This window comes from Legionella sp. ST3F1, from assembly GCF_048553315.1.
GTDB lineage: Bacteria > Pseudomonadota > Gammaproteobacteria > Legionellales > Legionellaceae > Tatlockia > Tatlockia donaldsonii.
Window position 1 is genome coordinate 1 of the sequence record NZ_JBLZIO010000019.1, and the last position, 14610, is coordinate 14610.

A 14610-nucleotide genomic window follows, 5' to 3' on the forward strand; every position below is an offset into this window, starting at 1 on the left:
GTTTTACTCGCAGATGAACAGTTTAAGGCTAGTGAAATGATGAAAAATTCAGATTAGATTGAGTGCGATTGCCATAAAATAGACTAAGATTCGTTTAGCCATAATTTATCCTTCGGTGATAATTGTGGTTAGCTGATGGGGAGGAGGCCTAATTCCTCTCTGTCAGCGCCTGTTGCATTTAACACTTCAAACGCGCTTTTATACTATTTTATTCTGTGGTGTCTTGCAAATGAATTTTTGAGTTAGGCAGACACCACAGAATCTATCCAAATGCCCATCGCAAGGAGAGCCTCATCCTCTCTAATTTTTGTTTACGCTACAGACAATTAACTACCCCATGAATGCGGAGAGCGATTTCTATTTTTGGATTAAGCGTATGGGCGCATTGAATAATCGTCATACATTAAAAGTATCAGATCTAACACAGAAGGCTACGCATCCCCCAATAGATACTATCCAATCTAACGCAAAAAGACCTGTATTAGCAGGATTATTATACGATTGTATGCTATAGTTTAAATGGATTGAATCTGTCTTAAGATTAAGTAGCCATCTATTTTCTTCTTATTGCCTATCTAGTGAAATACCCTCTTAACAAGGTTATTTCTTCAATTTGTCTCGCCATTTTATTTCTACGATTTAGGGGGGGTTATGAAACACAACACATGCCATTATTGTCTGGAAGAGAAAGATGACTTTTCAATAACAGGGCAATACAAAGTGACAAATGGAGATTTTCTCTGCTATCGACTATGCAAATCGTGCTCCAATAAGTTCATTGGAATAAACTCCTATTCTGATAAGGAAGGCCGTCATACCTTCTTAAATATCGTAAAAGCGAATGCACAGAAACATCCCTTATATGTTGGAAATTAGCCTAAACTGCCCATTTCTAATAATCAAAACCCGGGGTGATTATACCGTTTAACAAGATCGGGAGACCTAAGAACAAACTCTACCTGGTTACTTTTCCGTGCCTTACCATCAGGATACCTTCCATTGCCAATTGATAACCAGGGGTTGGCTTCGTGGCTGTTTCCTTTAGATAGCCTTGTGTGACACAAAATTGCACCAGTTCTTTAACCTCTTCAATGGTTTTATCTTTTTTACCAAGCGCTTCAAAAATTTCATCGATTGTTAAAGTGACATCAATGCCTGCATTTTGCGTCATCATTTTTTGAAAAACATCCAAAATATCTTTTTCGTCCATGCTAAATCCTTTCTTATTTCTTTAAGTATAATTCAGAATTCCCTTATAGGAGGGCACTCCAGGAAAAAATCCTATCCATTAATTGCAACTCTGTTAATAATCTATTGAATCGATTAGCCCCCCCTTAACAAAAAAAGTAAGCCTCCCATTTTTTCCGAAACAAAATTAGCAATTATGCCACTGTCATTTAGGTCAATTTGTGAAGTGCGAATTTTTAATATTTACAATAAAATCAATACTATAATTGATATTGGTGACTAAAAATCCACTCTCCCTCTCACATCACTTCATTTAAAAAACAGATCAATACAACGAGGCTGCTTCCATTTTTCGCATACCGGTGAAGAGGGAGTAATAAAAAATAATCATGCCACAATAAGGCATTGCGGTAGTTGTCGGTCTCCACCAAATATAACGACCGCTTAACCTTTCTACAAATTCCCTGCCCTCTGTGAGCTTAGAATAAGTAACGCCCCCTTAGGCTCTCCTCCCAGAGTGAATTAGCTAAGACTCATACCACCCTGGGTTAAAGGTTCCAGTGCTTTTCCTCTTTCGGTAGCCATGGCTTTGGTATACTTTTCTCTTATTGCTCTGGCATCGCTTAATTTACTGCCCTCTTGTTTCTCTTGAACAGTTGCAAAAAACGCTGGGCTTCTTTTTGCAACTGATTGTTTAATAATTGAAACTTTATCTTTAACAGCGGAGCACTCATCTTCTATGATGGGTTGATCTTTAAAAAAGGCCACAATGCGATTAATGAATCGCATAAAAGCAGATGTTTCCTGAGTTTTGGGAGTGAACTTGGAAAGATTGTCTTCCAGGTTATTTATGATGACATCCAGGGCTTTTTGGTATTTAACACATTCACGGAAAATCTCTTCAGGTTTTTTTTGATCAGTATTATTGAGCTCTTTTTGGATTGCGGTAACACTCTTTTTGGCCTTCAATATTATTTTTTCTAAATCAGTTAAATCTGAATATAAATTGGGATCAGAAGTTATAGCATCCCTTCTTTTATTATCCAACTCCCTTACTATTTGGCTTAACCCATCAACGGTTTCATTGGTTTTAATTTTTGTTAAATAAATAGCTTTTTCTTGATCGGTGAAATTTTTTAAATTGAGCCTTTCTGCTACAGGAGGAGTCCCTTTCCAATAAAAATCAAGTTGACGTTCATACAACAATTTATCAACCTGATTTAATCTTTCATGGAGGAATTCAAGATCTTTTGTAAGTTCTGAATGATGCAGGGCAAAAATCTTCAAATCAAGAAAGGGGCGAAGGCTTTCAAATCGCTCATTTAAAACTTTTTTATATTCTCTATTGCTTCCATTCTGCATGAGCCCTTTAGAACACCTTGATATTTCTTGAAGATTTTTAAGGAGTTGTGCTTTAATTTTAGGCTCGACTTTTCTATTCGCCAGGCTTTTTGCGAAAGAAGCAATTTCTTTATCCAAACGCTCTATTACAGGCAAGATTTCTTCTTTAAGAGGACAGGAGAGCTCTCTTCTTGTCATAGGTTTTAATAAATTATCAGTGGTTCCTGGGCGTTGTACTAAAAAATTACTTAAATTTTCTGCATCGGTGATGCCCATTTCTTTGAGTACACCCATGGCGAACGTTTTGCAGTTGAAGCGAACGTAATCATAGTCAGGGCCGCCAATATGCTTTACTTGGGCTCCTTGTTGTACGGTAGATGCATTTACACGTTTTTCTCTGTTTATAATAGAGAAAAATTTTTCCATTTCTGCTTGAGAAATTTCATAAGTTCTATGTACTACCTTGTATTTTGGACTGAAGATTGCCACATCTGCATTTAGTTCTTCGGCAACATTGCCACCCTCAGTAATTCGAGCGGGGCCAAATCCTACATTACATACAATTCTTGCAGGCTCAGAAGGCTTGGCTTGTTCGGATAGCATCAATGCAGCATGCCCTTCAATTTCTATATAACTTAAATAGTATGACATTTTAAAAACCCTCAAAACATCCACTTATTCAGTATAAAAAAAACTCATTATGAGCAAATTATTCCATATACGTAAAATACGCATTTTAGGTGGAGGGCAGCTCTGGTAATGGGTTTAGAGACGTCTTTATGGTCAGTAGCTTGTGTCACTGAGGTTTGTCATTTTTATATTTGCTTAATTTTACTGCTATAACAGTAAAATATAGTTAATTCATGGTATTTGCATGCCTACACACGAGATTGCCCATTTAATCCATTACTACCGTAAACAAAGGGGCTTATCGCAACAGGAATTAGCCCGGTTAGCGGGTGTCGGGAAAACAGTTATCTATGATATTGAAAAAGGGAAAGAATCGGTACGGTTAAATACCTTGCTCAAAGTACTCGATGTTTTAAATATCCAAATGAAATTTGAAACGCCTTTTCCTCAGGCAACGGATAATAACTCATGAGAAAAGCACTCCCATCAGTGAATAGCATTAAGGCTGTTTCTTTTCATGTTTTTAGGACTAGCCATTCGATAAGCTATTGCTTCGTATAATTTATAATTATGTTCAATATTTGTTCAGTTATAGTTTTATAACTATACTAAAGAAAAGTTACAGATCCTGTCGAGGGATAAGGCAACACTGTTCAGGAACTGAAAAATAGGAGCACGGATCTGTCAACTATTGGAACCGCGATTGTTGTTAGCGTCAGGAGGTAGGAACGATGACTAAGCACGAAAAGAAAGGAAAGCAATCTAAAACACTCCATAAAGAGGAAAAGGTTAATCCTAAAGACCTGGAAAAGGTAAGCGGAGGCCGTTTGGGAGGACCAATCCCGGGCTGGATTGATGGCAGGCCCAGAAAACCACGTCCCGGATAAAGGCGCCTCTCCTTTCAAATCCAATGAAGCGAAACCGAACCAGCTAAATTGGTAAATCCTGACTTTAAAGAGCAGGAGATATGCGATCTATATAAAGATAGCTTGGCCGCGTAGCTTCATTTGTCCTGGATGAAATGTTGCATCATCAATTCCATCTATGAGGTAAAGGCTTGAATTTTGATTTTCTAATTTATACTAATTCAAACTTCACGCCCTGCCCCCTAAAGCTCGATGATTTACGTCGTTATTTTGGGAAAGGACATAACTCTAAGAAACCACTTATAGACAGTGCTTGCACTATTAAAACTTCAGAATGTGGGAGAGTTTTCAACGATGTTTCTGAATTATGGCCTTCTTGCCAGCGCTGCGTTCCTCATACCTATATTCATCCTTTAGCAGGTATATGAATGGCTCTGGCAAAGGAGGTGCGCTGAAGAGTTCTAATCGACATAATCAAATTCCAAACGCCCTGCAGAACCTTTAATTCTTCAGATTTAATATATACTTATAAATCATAGGGCAATGGCAGGCTTCAAGGAATAGGAATGAAATCAAAAATACTGGACTTCTTTTCTAAGTTACGAGCGAGTTATTGGTATATCCCTTTGATGATGTGTGTCATTGCACTTCTACTTTCTGTTTTAACTTTACGTTTAGATCATTTATTTGTTTGGCAATGGTTAGAAAAATGGGGATGGTTTCATGCCAGCAACCCCGAAGGAGCTCGCAGTATTTTATCCACAATCGCCACATCCATGATTACCGTCGCCGGTGTTACCTTCTCGATGACCATTGTAGCCGTCGCTTTTGCTGGCAGTCAGGTTGGTCCAAGACTCACTTCAAATTTTATGAGAGATAGAGCAAATCAAATCACATTGGGCACTTTTATTGCTACTTTTTTATTTTGTTTATTTATTCTGTTAGCTCTTTTTAACTCTAATAAAGAGGGGATTTCCCAGATTAATGGGCAAGTTTTTATTCCTCAAATATCTTTGCTCATTGCTATCGTACTTACTATAAGCAGCCTGGTGGTTTTGATTAGCTTTATTCATCACATCCCGGAAAGTATTAATATGTCGAATGTGATTGCCCAGGTTGGAGAGGAATTAAATCGTCAAATCAGCTCTCAATTTCCTATCAATATAGGCAAAGAATACACTCAAAAATCCCTAGATTTGTCTTCACTAAAGAAGACGGTTGTATCGTCCACTACTCAGGGGTACATTCGTATCCTGGAAGGAAACTCACTCATTGATATTGCCACAAAAAATGATTTGATTATTCAATTAGAAGTACGTCCTGGTACTTATATTACTGAAGACGCGACCCTACTCCTTATTTACTCCGCTAAAAAGGTGGATGAAGAAATTCAAAAACAATGTGCTGAAGCATTCGCATTAGGCCATAAACGCAATCAAGAGCAGGATATTCTTTTCCTGGTAGATGAACTGGTTGAAATTATTGCCCGCGCTTTATCACCTGGTATTAATGATCCGTTTACAGCCATAACCTGCCTGGATTGGCTTCAATCAAGCGTACAAAAATTATCGAAAGACAATGAGCCGTCAGCTTACCGCGCCGATAGTGAGAATAAATTACGGTTAATAACGAACCCGATTACCTTTCAGGAATTTTGTGATCTAATATTTGTTAGAGTGCAACCTTATGTATGTAAAGATAGGAATGCAACTTTTCATATGATGGAAATGATTATTTCTATACATCAAGCACTCATAAATCCGCGACAGAGATCTATTATAAGCGCTCATGCATTATCACTGAAGGAAGCGGCCAATGAAGGTCTTCCACTTTCAGAAGACCGTAAAAAACTTTTAAGTCTCTATGAACATCATTTTAATAATACAGACTAGTGAACTTTCGTATTAATCCTAGTCATTTGTTTCAGATAAATTATACCCCATATAACCCCTAATATAGCTGCAGTAACGGATCCCAGGAGTACTCCCAATTTTGCAGCATTTAAAAACCTCATATCCTTAAACGCTAACATGGCAATAAATATTGACATAGTAAATCCAATTCCGGCAAGGAGTCCTATCAACCAAAGACCTTTCCATGTGATGCCATCCGGTAAGTGACACCATTTTAACTTTATACAAACCCAGCTTATTCCAACAATCCCTATAGGTTTTCCACAAACCAGTGCGACAACAATGCCCGTTATAATAAGTAACTCGGAGGCAGAATAAGTACTACTACTGAGATTGATACCCGCATTTGCTAATGCAAATAGAGGCATGACGATATAAGCAATCCATGGATGTAGTGCTTGCTCAACTCGAACTACTGGAGGTAATAACTCTCTTTTAGCCACTTGAAGTTTCTGAAGTAGTCGCCTTTGACGATGCCCTTTTTCTGACTTTATATCTCGTCCTGTAAGCTCGCCAGTAATACGTAATAATAAATCTAAAGGATGCTCAGACATAGGCTTAGATCTCACAGGAGTCATTAGACCAAGAATTACTCCTGCTAAGGTAGGATGAGCCCCACTCATAAGGATTCCAAACCAAACCAAGCTTCCTGGAATAAGATAGCTCCATGCTGAACCAATACCAATGCGTTGAAAACCCAATACCAATAAGATACCTATTCCTGCTGTTAGGAATCCCAAATAATTGAGACCTTCGGAATAGAATAAAGCAATAATGAGAACAGCAATAATATCGTCAATAATAGCTAAAGAGAGCAAGAATACTCTAATCTCGCCGGGAATAGAGCGGCCTAATAATGCTAGTATTCCCACTGCAAATGCAATATCAGTTGCGGTGGGAACAGCCCAACCATTTTGTTGTATTGGTGCAAAATTAAAAGCAAGAAAAATTGTTGCTGGAATGATAACCCCACCCAAGGCCGCAATAACAGGTAGGATTGCTTGCTTGATTTTGCTTAAGGCCCCCTCATGCAGCTCACTACGAATTTCCATACCCACAACAAGAAAAAAAAAGGTCATAAGAATATCGTTGATCCAAAAATGAAGTGACTTAGAAAATTCAAAGCCTCCTAAACTAATAGCAAATGATGTATGCCATATGTTTGCATAGCTATCAGCCCACTGGGAATTAGCCCAAATTAGCGCTATTGCGGCTGAAATAAGCAGGAGGACACCGCTTACAGCTTCAATATGAAGAAAATGTTCAATTGACGCAAAAGCACGCGCAGCCAAAACTTGAGTACGCCGCGGCTTGGGATGGGGCTTTTTACTCATCACTATGGAAATCCTTTGTTGAAAACTATTAAATAGAAAAGTAATAATCAAATCATGGTATTATACTAAAGCATGAATAATTTAATCATAATAGTCTACAAGGTGGTTTTTAAATCATTGTGGCAATGAGCGTAAATGGTCAATGACCACTTATTTAATTCATTAATAACTGTATCTATCTTTTCTGGCAAACCAGGGAATTGGGTTCGAGAAGCCCCTAAAGCGTGTATATGACCCACCAAAAGAAGCTATATCCGCCCTACCCCATCAGATTGAAATCGAACTGGAATAGAAAATACGGTTCCCTGTTTTGCAATGCCTGGTTACTATTATCTTTTAAGCTAGCTTTATCAAGCAGCCCATCATCTCTCGGCAGAGTAATAGTAGAGCATGATATCTTTCATACGACTATGGCCGCACCACGAGAAATGACGGTTTACAATTTTTCTGCAAAAATCGTTTCCACTGAATAGACTGTAAGAATAGTTTCTAAGAGCTTATCCATAAGAGAAGCAAGATAATAAGGTCATAGAGAACCTTATTATCTTGTTTTTAGTGATTAATATTGCGATTTAATGATAAGACCAGCAGCAAGGCCAACTGCCCCAGCCACAACAATTCCAATTTCTTTCTTATGATTCCATAACTGAGTAAAGAATGAAGGTTGATAGGTTGGCTCTCTCCTGATTTCCTCTTGCTGAACCGGTGTTTCAGTGGTGGTGGTTTGAGCTCTTATCTCTTCTTCAGAACGGGACGGCTTGCGGGCAAAGAAAGGACATTTGCTAATAGCTTGAGTTGATATTCTGGTTCTTACTTTTTCTTTATCAACAGGCTTTACTTCAGCCCTCACAATCGTGTCCATAGGAATTCGCAAGGATTTTGCCAATTGCGGATCCAGGTGGGCAATTAAAGGTTGAAGCCCTGCATTGATTCCCTTTGACCCTTCTGATTGAGCGGTGGTTAAGGGGTATTCTTGTAGTTTTAACCCTATTCCGAACAACATTTTTAACCCATGCATTAATTGCTCCGCTTCCGGGGCCGTTAAAGAAGACATGGCCTCTTCGGTGCTGACTCCAGGTTTTGCAAGATGACAAATTAACGCCGGTAGTTTATCCAACCACAGTTCCTTGCGTAAAATCTGTAACACAGGTCCACAATAATCAAACTGAGTGCCAGTAATAACTCGCTCATCACGGTCTTTAGGGAAGTTTTCTGTGACAACAGCTAATTCCTCGATTATTCTTTGCGCAGAATCCTGATCCAAAACGCTGGATAAAAGATCATATAAATCACTCTTCCCTTTTTGAGAAAAGGCTTCAGGCAATAATTGTTCTACAATCATTTCTTCTGCAACTAACATGGCAGTAGACAACACGGTTGCGACATGGCTGCCAGTATTAAAAGAAGGGCTAACTAAATAACCATTGACTTTGGCATCAATAAAATCACGATGGCTCTGGATGATCACACTATCATCAAAGGCTCGAAAGATAGGCTGGTCTGTACTGTCTTTCATATCAAAGGCATAGGCAATTGCCTTTAAATTGTTATAAATCACCGCAAAATTATTCGTAAACCTGATAGGTAAGACTGTTCGCGTGCTTCGCGGCTGACTCACACGTAACGGTTGCACCATTTCATCCTGCAAAGCACCTACCAGAAAATCATCCACACAGGAGGGATCGTCTTGTATGGCTTTTTGCATACGATTGTACGCGACAGCCAAGGAAGTACTGAGCAATGGTCGCGGATCAAAATTGTATTTTTGTAAGTAATCAAAAATGACATACATCGCATTAAAAGCCTGGTTTTGAATAAACAAACCTAAACCACTGCTATTAACAAGGTTACCTGCTTGTAAAATTTTTTGCTGTGCCGGGCGTTTTTCATAAAACCCCCCTTCTGAAATGGCTGTCACGCGAATGATGTCTTCTGTTATTTCTTGTGGCAATACTTCGCCTGTTTCGGTATGGATAATCCAACCTAAAGGTGCAAAGTTTTCATGTTCAGGGGTAGAAATGGCCAGTCCGTTAGATTCCTTGGTATATTCCTGCCTGTCATCCATATAAAAGCCGAGCTTGCTTATCTGCGCAACTTCAGGCGTCAAACTAAACTCGGAAAATACTTCTGCAACGGGTTTGCCTGATTCCCGTAACGCTTTGTCGATCGCTTCTCGCTCACTGGGACTAACAGAAGAAGGGCAAGCGAGATAAGTGAACCCTTGTTTGGTCAGTTCATAGCGCATATTTCGGCCAACATTCCATACAGGAGCGTGAATAATATCCCATAGCCCTTGCTCGCCATAGGTCGTTTGTCTATTCACATGCACCAGAGGCTGTGCCCTTTCGTTTAATAATTTTGAACGCCCTAATGATAAATGACTTGTAAACTCCAGGGATTGGCCAACCGCTTTTGGGCTCATGGCGTCAGAACCATCGAAGAACATATCAACCTCATCATTGCCATGTGCAGGTCGTTCTACAGGGTTGCTCGAGTAATCAAATTTTGCAACTTGTTGTAATAATCCAGCACGTTGCCCCTGTCCTAAATGAAATCGAATGACTAACGCGCCAATATTCTTGAAGCGCTCAGTAAACGCCTCGAGTGGGCTTAAATATGAATTAAAATCAATGTATCCTTTTTCATCAAAGTTACCCTCTCCATACTGGGCACCTTGATAAGACAAAGTAATCCCGGAATAAGATTTCTTGTCTTGCTTTATTAGCTCATAAATAGTCGCGTTTGAATGCATAATAATCACTACATATAAAAAAATGTGCAGTATATATCATGATTATTAAGGTTAGATTAACATCAAATTGATTATTATGCTTCCATTCAGAGAGCCAGCGTTGAGCTCTTGAAGAACGATATTAGGGAAGCCCTGCAATCGCCCCCCCATAGATTGGCTTGTTTGCTAAATTACATGGCAGCGGTATATCGAGCCCCGTCGTCAAATCTGCCTTTTAGCTCAACAAAATTTCTTGCTGGCTGGAAAAAAGTAGCCTGGGTCATTGAAAATTCAGGCTGGACAGGCATCATTTCGGTGAGTTGTAAAAGCTTGCAGTAATGTCCGGTGAGCAACATGCTCTCTTCAAGATTTAAATTATTTTTCTTGAACCATCTTATCAACGCATCAGTATAATCAGTACAATTTAATTGATAACCACTGGGCAAAAATTTTCCTAAATGAGCTCGCGCTTTAAGTACCTCCATGAAAAATTCGGTGATTTCTTTCTGAAACGCCTCATGCCCAGGTATATTAATGTCAGATACCATATCCAACGAACAAACATGCTTCCCTGCCTGATGCTGAGTAATCGATATGCCCCCGTTCGTACCTTGCAGGTAACGTAAATACATCCCTGATACAATGGGGTAATACCCTTTCTTGTTGTATTCATGTAAAGTCGTAAATACCTTTTCCAGGGCAACGACTATCTCATGATGGTCAGCGCTTACTTCGAATAACAAACCCGTATCCTCAACATTACGCGGATAACCCGTCTGATGATGAACTGAGTCATACCAACGTGAAACAGAGGTTTCACCGGTGGTTCCAATCACCAGGGGAAGCACAATATATTGGGCAAAAAATGGGATCCAGGAAGGATATCGGCACAGAAATTCGCTCACATGCAGAGAGTCGAAAATCCTGGTTTCTATTTCTTGCTTCACATGGGTTAAGGGAGTACGGGCATTTCGATCCGAATCGGTCTTCTCTACGGGACGCCAACGGTAGACACAGACATTTTTTAAATTTCGATTAGTTAACTCATCCGGTTGGTAGGTAGGCATCAGATAAACACTGGTATAAGGATCACGTTCCAGTAACCCGTCCCTAATCTCTTCGATTAATTGAGCGACGCTCATCACTTCTCTGCTGCATTCTAATTTTTTAGCTTCAGTACATTGAATTTCGGCACTTAAAACAAAACCAAACAATCCCTGGTGGCCTGAGCAAATTGTCTCAAAATCAGGATGACTGGCATCAATCGTCACAATTTCCCCATTGGGCAGACAAACGGTCATGGATTTGATAAGGCCTGATACACCGGGTTGGTCTTTTCCGGTGCCAATGCCGCTGTTAGCTGCCAAACCAATAAACGAAATATAGGGATTTAACGAAGAGGTAGGTAAAGTCAGGTTATATCGCTCATAGAGCTGTTCATTGATTTCACCCACTTGCATACTGGCGCCAATCGTGACGACTTGATGCTCCCTGTCAACGGCTTTAATTTCCGTAAATTCTTTTCCTACCAAACGAATAACAATGTCGGCATCCTCTACACCGTGTACTGAATAGGATTCACTGTATTTTTTTCCTCGCCCTCCAGCCGCAGGCCTTACCAGGATCCGTTGTGCAGGATCTTTCTTTTTATTTAAAGCAGTAATGAACTTCAGAACCGCGCTTAATGATGCCGTATCAGTAACATCTAACACCAAAGCATTTTTATTTCTTCTAAATTTTGAATAATTTGTCCATCCAGTGGATGATTTAACTTGCAGATTATTTAAGTGAATAAAACGCAGTAACACAGCACGCTCTTTTGGAGAAAACGCCATCTCGCACCTCATTTAATATAGGTTAAAATGGTTAATATTTGAGCAAAATGACCGCTTAATTTAAAGCGAATTGTTTTCCAGGCAAGATTCCAATTTGGAATTAGAAAGACTAATGCCCGGTTTGATGTATTGCAGCTGCTGTTGTTATTGCGCTATTTTAAGTGAACACGTTTCACTCTTTAATTGGTATAAAATGGTTTTGTACCCCCCAGTTCAAGTCCGTTATGGTGGTAGAGTCCTATGATCGATTCGTCATTAATACACCTCTCCCCGTTCTATGAGCTAACTTCACTCCTGATATTGGCAACCACCATCGGTTTTTTCTGTCTGCTGCTTCGACAGCCAACGATTGTTGGGTTCATCATCGTAGGGATACTGGTGGGTCCAGCCTTTCTTGGGATTATACAGTCCCATGACCCTATCGAATTATTGGCTGAATTAGGCATTGCCGTATTACTTTTTCTTGTCGGCCTGAAACTGGACCTCAACCTGATCAAAACCTTAGGCCTGGTTTCCCTGGCGACAGGGCTTGGACAAGTTGTGTTTACTTCCTTGATTGGTTTTTTTATCGCTAAAGGCCTCGGCATGGATTCAGTAACAGCGCTCTATGTGTCTGTTGCGCTGACCTTTTCAAGTACCATCATCATTGTCAAACTGCTTTCAGATAAACATGAAGCCGACTCCCTTCATGGCCGTATCGCCACTGGATGTCTTATTGTGCAGGATCTGGTGGTTGTTTTAGCCATGATGACCTTATCCGCCTTTGCTATTGGCAGTGGGGACAGCGGGGTTGGCTTGACAACCCATTTCGTCAAAGTCTTTTTATACGGTATAGCACTTTTAATCTTTGTTGGTCTATTCATCCGTTATCTGGCGAATCCTTTGGTCAACCGCATGGCCCATTCCCCCGAATTATTAATTATTTTTGCCATAGCCTGGGCAGCACTGATGGCCGCTTTAGGCAGTTACTTTGGCTTTAGCAAAGAACTGGGAGGACTGATTGCAGGCATCTCATTGGCCTCGACGCCGATCAGGGACACGATTGCCGCAAGACTATCGCCCTTGCGTGACTTCCTGTTACTTTTTTTCTTTATCGCATTGGGCTCACAACTGAGTTTAAACCAGCTTGGCCAGCAGGCCGTGCCGGCAATCCTATTCTCTTTATTTGTCTTGATTGGAAATCCACTGATCATGTTAGCAATTATGGGTGCGATGGGGTATCGCAAACGCACCGCCTTCTTAGCCGGATTGACTGTCGCGCAAATCAGTGAGTTTTCGTTGGTATTTATGGCAATGGGAGTATCGTTAGGTCATATTTCAACGAGCTCCTTAGGGTTAGTCACCCTGGTAGGATTGATTACCATTGCCCTTTCGGTTTATATGATTACTTATTCGCAACCTCTTTATCGTTGGTTGGAACCAGGCCTGTCCTTTTTTGAACGCAGCAATCCCTACCGGGAAAATAGAGAAATTCTTCCTTCAATCCATAAAAATAACTATGACATTGTCATTTTTGGCTTAGGACGGTTTGGTAAAGCAATAGCAAAATTATTAATTGCGAAACAATTTGATGTCCTGGCTGTTGATTTTAATCCCGATGAAGTCAGGGAGTGGGAGTTTCAAGGCTATGACGCCCTCTATGGGGATGCCTGTGATATTGAATTTCTTGCTTCCTTGCCTTTAAATCAAGCAAAATGGATTATTTGCACGATTCCACAACACTTGCTTGGGGTAACCTACCAGGATCCAAGAATCATTTTGACTGAAACCATAAGACAAGCCAAAATCCCCAGTTATATCGCAGTAACGACACACCATACTTCGGAAATAAAATCATTAAAAGCACGGGGAGTTGATGTCGTTTTACAGCCCTTTTATGATGCGGCAACCAGGGCAGTTGAAATAATCGCGGCGCTATCAGAAAGCAATCCAACGAAGGCTGGCAAAGAATAAACTATCAATCTTTTAGCCCATCACCACCACTTATTTGTAGTTGGGATCAACCGGCCGTCCAGGCCTCGACTGAGCGCCCCCAAAATTGGATTTTTGTTCGATTTAAACAGATGCAACGCTGATTAGCACAGCCGATTACCGGATAGCCAAATCAATTTCGCCTGTCAACCCCTATGCATAATGGCAATATTGTGGAATAATATTGTCCAATTGCAATAATATTTGTCTATTAATATGAAAGTAAAAGCAATTCCTTTAATACTCGCTATTTTTTTTCCTGCTGCTTTATTCGCAGGTACTGCAACTTGCCCTTTATCAAACGGGATCAATGTCCACACTGCAAAGCGACTTTTAACGATCTGTAAACACGGCTCTGTCGTTAAGAGCTTTGATGTCGCTCTCGGATACAAAGGTGTGGGTAAAAAACGAGCGGGTGATAATAAAACCCCTATTGGTTTATATGGGTTAGCTTATCCAAGAAAATCCAATCAATTTAAAGTCTTTATTCCAATTCTCTATCCGACTGCCAAGCAAAGGGCTGCAGGCTATACAGGCAGGGATGTCGGTATCCATGGACCAACCCAGTCAGCCAGTTTGTTTGGTTGGTTAAGCCACTTACCGGGCGCAACGCGTGGATGCATTGCGGTGGGTAAAAATAACTATATTGAATATGTGGCGAACTGGGTAAAAACGAATCCTGGAACCAAGGTTTTAATTATTTAAGTAAGCTTTATTTTTTTAGATAGTTATAACCATCGCGAGCTTTATTCTGAATATATCTCCATTTTTATATTCCCTGTAGTTAATCCGCTTTAACAG

General features: G+C 40.1%; 10 protein-coding genes and 1 pseudogene. 6 read left to right on the forward strand and 5 right to left on the reverse strand.

Annotated features, from left to right (window positions below; all coding sequences use genetic code 11):
* Positions 1-955: 955 nt before the first annotated feature.
* Both ACN4Z1_RS12400 and ACN4Z1_RS12405 read right to left on the reverse strand, forming a co-directional pair.
* A complete protein-coding gene (locus tag ACN4Z1_RS12400) occupies positions 956-1210 on the reverse strand; it encodes a hypothetical protein (RefSeq protein ID WP_228364013.1) in 255 nt (84 codons plus the stop codon).
* A gap of 500 nt (positions 1211-1710) precedes the next feature.
* Positions 1711-3180 (reverse strand): hypothetical protein, encoded by a 1470-nt coding sequence (locus tag ACN4Z1_RS12405; RefSeq protein ID WP_228364014.1) that lies wholly within the window; start codon positions 3178-3180, stop codon positions 1711-1713.
* 223 nt (positions 3181-3403) lie between these two features.
* Between ACN4Z1_RS12405 and ACN4Z1_RS12410 the strand changes: the two genes are divergently transcribed.
* The 4 genes and pseudogenes from ACN4Z1_RS12410 to ACN4Z1_RS12425 all read left to right on the forward strand — a co-directional run bounded on the left by ACN4Z1_RS12410 (position 3404) and on the right by ACN4Z1_RS12425 (position 5917).
* The gene (locus tag ACN4Z1_RS12410; protein WP_228364015.1) at positions 3404-3631 is read left to right on the forward strand and encodes a helix-turn-helix transcriptional regulator; all 228 of its coding nucleotides are present in this window, start codon (positions 3404-3406) and stop codon (positions 3629-3631) included.
* Between the two features lie 259 nt (positions 3632-3890).
* Entirely contained in the window at positions 3891-4046 is a 156-nt protein-coding gene (locus ACN4Z1_RS12415) for a hypothetical protein (protein WP_181879395.1), read from the forward strand.
* A gap of 288 nt (positions 4047-4334) precedes the next feature.
* A pseudogene (locus ACN4Z1_RS12420) lies at positions 4335-4444 on the forward strand (glutaredoxin); the annotation flags it as partial.
* A gap of 147 nt (positions 4445-4591) precedes the next feature.
* Positions 4592-5917 carry a DUF2254 domain-containing protein gene (locus tag ACN4Z1_RS12425; RefSeq protein WP_228364016.1) on the forward strand — a complete coding sequence of 442 codons (1326 nt, stop codon included), beginning with the start codon at positions 4592-4594 and terminating at the stop codon, positions 5915-5917.
* On the opposite strand, the gene nhaA is transcribed toward ACN4Z1_RS12425, so the two are convergent.
* From nhaA to ACN4Z1_RS12440, 3 genes are all read right to left on the reverse strand, one after another.
* Entirely contained in the window at positions 5914-7272 is a 1359-nt protein-coding gene (gene nhaA / locus ACN4Z1_RS12430) for a Na+/H+ antiporter NhaA (protein ID WP_228364017.1), read from the reverse strand. The genes ACN4Z1_RS12425 and nhaA overlap by 4 nt on opposite strands.
* 559 nt (positions 7273-7831) lie before the next feature.
* Entirely contained in the window at positions 7832-10024 is a 2193-nt protein-coding gene (gene ceg17 / locus ACN4Z1_RS12435; protein ID WP_228364018.1) for a Dot/Icm T4SS effector Ceg17, read from the reverse strand.
* Positions 10025-10194: 170 nt separating this feature from the next.
* The gene (locus tag ACN4Z1_RS12440; RefSeq protein WP_228364019.1) at positions 10195-11838 is read right to left on the reverse strand and encodes an FAD-binding protein; all 1644 of its coding nucleotides are present in this window, start codon (positions 11836-11838) and stop codon (positions 10195-10197) included.
* 240 nt (positions 11839-12078) lie between these two features.
* Between ACN4Z1_RS12440 and ACN4Z1_RS12445 the strand changes: the two genes are divergently transcribed.
* Both ACN4Z1_RS12445 and ACN4Z1_RS12450 read left to right on the forward strand, forming a co-directional pair.
* Positions 12079-13791 carry a cation:proton antiporter gene (locus ACN4Z1_RS12445; protein ID WP_228364020.1) on the forward strand — a complete coding sequence of 571 codons (1713 nt, stop codon included), beginning with the start codon at positions 12079-12081 and terminating at the stop codon, positions 13789-13791.
* A gap of 234 nt (positions 13792-14025) precedes the next feature.
* Positions 14026-14514: a L,D-transpeptidase family protein gene (locus ACN4Z1_RS12450; RefSeq protein WP_115174550.1), complete on the forward strand. Its 489-nt coding sequence runs from the start codon at positions 14026-14028 to the stop codon at positions 14512-14514.
* The last annotated feature ends 96 nt before the right edge of the window (positions 14515-14610 follow it).